Below are 3,757 nucleotides of genomic sequence, written 5' to 3' on the forward strand. Positions count from 1 at the left end.
GGTTGACGCCAGCCTCGGTGACGGCGTCCCCAGCATTGGTATCGGCGACGGCAATCGGCGCGTCGTTGGTGCCGGTGATGGTGATGGTGAGCTGAGCAGTATCGGTAAGCCCGTGAGGATCACGCACAGTGTACGTAAACACCTCACTGACTGTGACCCCGTTCGCCAGCGCGTTGGTGTCCACGTCGCTGTTGTTTAATGCGTATGTATAAGTTCCATTCGCATTCAAGGTGAGTGAACCATAGGTGCCCACCAACGCAGATCCGACCGTACCGGCACTTCCAGCCCCGGCTTCCGCACCTGTACGAACCGCCGACACGACCAGCGAGGCTTGGCCGTCATCGGAATCCGTATCATTAAGCAGCACGTTGCCTGCCGCCGTGGGATCGCCCGCGAACGGTGTATTCCCCGGACCGACGCCGGCCTCGCGCACCTGGTCTGCTGCATTCGTATCATTAACGCCAACCGGCGCAGTTGGATCGAGACCGAAAGAAACCTGCTCGATCGCAGAGACTTTGAGGTTAATGCTTGTGAAGGTAAATTCTGCCTGACCCGCTTGGCCGGTGTTAGCGTTGGTGTTTGCCGCAATGAACGCACGAAACTGAGCAAGTTCAGCGTTGAATGTTGTCATAAATGACGCGTTAAGCAGTTGATCATTGCTCAAATAGATGACGAGGGTATCGATCTCCGCCGTGCCTTTCGCAGCGCTGCCGTTGCCCCCATCGTAGATGTCGTAATCGGAAAAGGCAGTTTGTCCGACCGTTGTCCCCGTACCGTAGACCTGGCCGCCAATTTTGTACTGGTTTTCCCAGGCCCGATAGATGAGGGTGTCGGCTCCGGATCCGCCTAATACTGTATCGAAACCGCTGCCTCCATCCAGCGTGTCGGCTCCGGATCCGCCATTCAGCCGGTCGTTTCCGGCTCCTCCCGACAGCACGTCATCACCGCTACCGCCGACGAGATTGTCGTTGCTGCTTGTGCCGATGGTCGTTCCCATGCCAATCCCCTATCGTGCTCGCTGTTCTCGTCGTTTAAAGGTTGCCGGCGCCGGGCCGGCTGCTGCGTGGCCGCTCAAAAATTCGCTCCATCTGGGCAAAGTCGCCACTTCCAAAAGTCGGCTTGGTCCCGCACGCGAGCGCCAGACCATATGAGTCCGCACTCAGTCCAATGACATTCCAAAGATGCCAGGCGGCCACGCTTCCCCTGAAACGCAGCTTGACGTCCGACGAAACTTTGGAACCTGAACCCGGCGTGCTTCGTGCCTGTCCAGGCGGAAGACTCGCTTATCGATGAAGCGCAAATGTTTTTGCGAAGTCGCCGCTGAAAGAATCGAGAGAAATTTTGCGAGGAGGGAGAAGCGACAGCCGTACCGTTAACGAGACTGAAGGCGTTATCGCCGGCTTTGGATGCGTCGCAAAACGATATTGCAATGCAATCGCCACCCTTGGTTCGAGAACAAATCACCTCTAGATCCACCCTTACTTGTACTTATTTGCAGATACAGATGCCCCCACACCCGTTCACAGCCGCCTTGTAAGCTTTAGCCATTCTCCTCTCAGACAATACGATCAGCCAGCCCAACGATGGGCAGCGGCACAGTCCGCCGTGGTCAGTCTTGGCTTGACGATGCATCTGCCGATTTGTGGCGTAGAGTCCCCACGTTAATCATCGACGTCTTTTTTAGCGATTGCTCATATTAACACATTCCTAACGCTAATAAAGTGTAAGCGTCAACGTCCAAACAGAGGAACAGTTAACGGTCGCAAATCGCGTGTCAGCAGGGCTGACGCGTCGCAATGTTTGGCGGTCAGCCCCTGCGCCAGCAGCGCCGGCCTTGCCATGCCGCCGGCGATCAGCCGCTCCGGAGCTGGCACTTGCACGACCGTCTCGCAGGTCCGGCAGGCATATTTTGGTCGCGTCGTCCTGATCACGCGAAGCTGTGCCGGAATCCAGTCCAGCATTTCGCTCACGCTCTCGCCGATGGCATGCAGCGCGCCGCCGCAGCATGGGCAGACCGTGCCGCCGATGTCGAGCAGGACATCCTCGCGCGGCAGATGATCGGGGAGCGGCTTGCGATGGGACGGCCGCTCGGCCGACGGCTTGCCGACGAACGGACGACTTTCCTGGATGCGGGCGATGTGGGCGTCAAGGTCTTCCAGCGCGAGCGCAAGCTGGTCGGGATCGAGCTGCTCGGAGCTGCGGCCGAACTGCGCCCGCTGGAGCTTTTTGATGATCGACTGAAGCCGCTCGATCTCCCTATCGCGCCTCTCGACCGTAGCCGCCATGTCGCGCGCGAGACGCTACAAAAGCCGCGGGTCGGAGCCTTTTCGCGACGGTCGACGAGCCGATTTCAACCGGCCAGGGCAGGACACCAAACACGCTCCCGCGCGCGCCAGTCGATGCCTTCGATCAGCATCTCGAGCTGCGCAGGCGTCAGGGTGATCGAGCCATCATAACCGGGCATCACCGGCCACACGAAGCTGCCCTGGTCGAGCCGTTTTGTGAACACAGTCCGTTTCCGTCCCAGAACAGGATCTTCAGCATCGACGCCTTCTTGCCACGGAAGGCAAACAAATGGCCCGAGAATGGGTCCAGCTTCAGCGTTTGCTGCACCAGCATGCAGAGCCCGTCGAGACCCTCCTCATCCCAGTGTAGCCCAGCGCCAGATGCACTTTCACGCCCGCCGGCACGATCACCATGGTGTCGTTCCTTCACTCGCGACGCGTTGTCGAACGGCATCTGGATCGCTGCCGGCCGGTGCGAAGACACGCCGGCCATCAGGCAGATCGATCACCATCATTCCATCAGGCGGCTGTACCAGGCTCTGCAGAAGACGCACGCCGCGGTGTCATCGCCCATCGCCACAGCCGCAAGCTTCGCGCGCTTCTTCTGCGCTACGCCGAACTGCGCGCGCCAACAACAACCCTGTGACAATCCCGTGCTTGCGCGCGACCTGCGAGACGCTGACACCTGGCCGGTCGCTCTCCAGCGCAATGGCGCGCTTTTCCGCGTCGCTGAAGAAGCGCCGGACAAGCTGCCGGGGCGTGCCAGGATCATCCTTCGACGCGGCCGTCAAGCTCAATTCCGACGGCGCTCCGTTAGCACTAGTGCTAACGGCCGGGCGGGCGGCGGGATGAAGATGGGCACGCCAGTCGATTTCGACCTCACCCTCGTCCAGTCGGTCTCGCCATATGCGCAAGCTCGTCGCCGAAAGATGCAGCGCCGCAGCATATTCGCGCACGCCCATGCCGCTCCAGTTCATCGCCTCGACATGCATCGCCCAGTACGCCTGGACAGCACGGTTGCGCCCATCCGTGGTCACCGAAAAGCGCAGCCGAGCCCGCTTTTTCTACCGCTTCGCTCGCTCTTCCAGGCGCTTCTGACGGCGCAATTCCGCTTGATATTCCGCATGTTTACGCGCCGCCTCGTTGCCCGCGAAGTACTTCAGCCAGCGATCGAGCGTGTCCTTCGTCAGGCGATGCACGCGGCAATAATCTGTCCGCGTGAGACCGCTGCGCTGCCACGCCTCGACGTGAACCACCCACCAGGATTGCCGCGCCTTGTTCTCGAAATGTCTCAAATTCACCGGAGATCCTCCATGATACGAGGGAGCCCGACATGTCGCGCGAATGCACTACTCAATCTGGGTGCAGGGTCCGGACGCTTACCCAACCGATTAAGATTGCCGCCCGTAATCGGCAAGCGACGCCAGCGCCTGGTGAGTTGGCCTCAAACGGCGCTACGGCTGCTAAAAAGC

At 60.0% G+C, this 3,757-nt stretch carries 6 protein-coding genes; all 6 read right to left on the reverse strand.

The window, feature by feature from the left end; genetic code table 11:
- The coding region (locus FJ936_RS30365; RefSeq protein ID WP_210245838.1) for a VCBS domain-containing protein at positions 1–997 on the reverse strand (997 nt) is incomplete at its 3' end.
- A 733-nt stretch (positions 998–1,730) separates the two neighbouring features.
- Positions 1,731–2,285, reverse strand: coding sequence for an IS66 family transposase zinc-finger binding domain-containing protein (locus tag FJ936_RS30370; RefSeq protein WP_141907500.1), 555 nt, complete (start codon positions 2,283–2,285; stop codon positions 1,731–1,733).
- A gap of 65 nt (positions 2,286–2,350) precedes the next feature.
- The gene (gene tnpB, locus FJ936_RS31300; protein WP_348643184.1) at positions 2,351–2,509 is read right to left on the reverse strand and encodes an IS66 family insertion sequence element accessory protein TnpB; all 159 of its coding nucleotides are present in this window, start codon (positions 2,507–2,509) and stop codon (positions 2,351–2,353) included.
- Positions 2,464–2,778, reverse strand: a complete 315-nt coding sequence (tnpB, locus tag FJ936_RS31305; RefSeq protein WP_348643183.1) for an IS66 family insertion sequence element accessory protein TnpB — start codon at positions 2,776–2,778, stop codon at positions 2,464–2,466. The genes tnpB (FJ936_RS31300) and tnpB (FJ936_RS31305) overlap by 46 nt, the downstream gene beginning before the upstream one ends.
- Before the next feature lie 70 nt (positions 2,779–2,848).
- Positions 2,849–3,277 (reverse strand): transposase, encoded by a 429-nt coding sequence (locus FJ936_RS31125; protein ID WP_246680614.1) that lies wholly within the window; start codon positions 3,275–3,277, stop codon positions 2,849–2,851.
- 72 nt (positions 3,278–3,349) lie between these two features.
- Positions 3,350–3,586: a hypothetical protein gene (locus FJ936_RS31130; RefSeq protein ID WP_141907501.1), complete on the reverse strand. Its 237-nt coding sequence runs from the start codon at positions 3,584–3,586 to the stop codon at positions 3,350–3,352.
- Between the last annotated feature and the right edge of the window lie 171 nt (positions 3,587–3,757).

It is taken from the genome of Mesorhizobium sp. B2-4-13 (assembly GCF_006658535.1).
In the GTDB taxonomy this organism is placed as follows: domain Bacteria; phylum Pseudomonadota; class Alphaproteobacteria; order Rhizobiales; family Rhizobiaceae; genus Mesorhizobium; species Mesorhizobium australicum.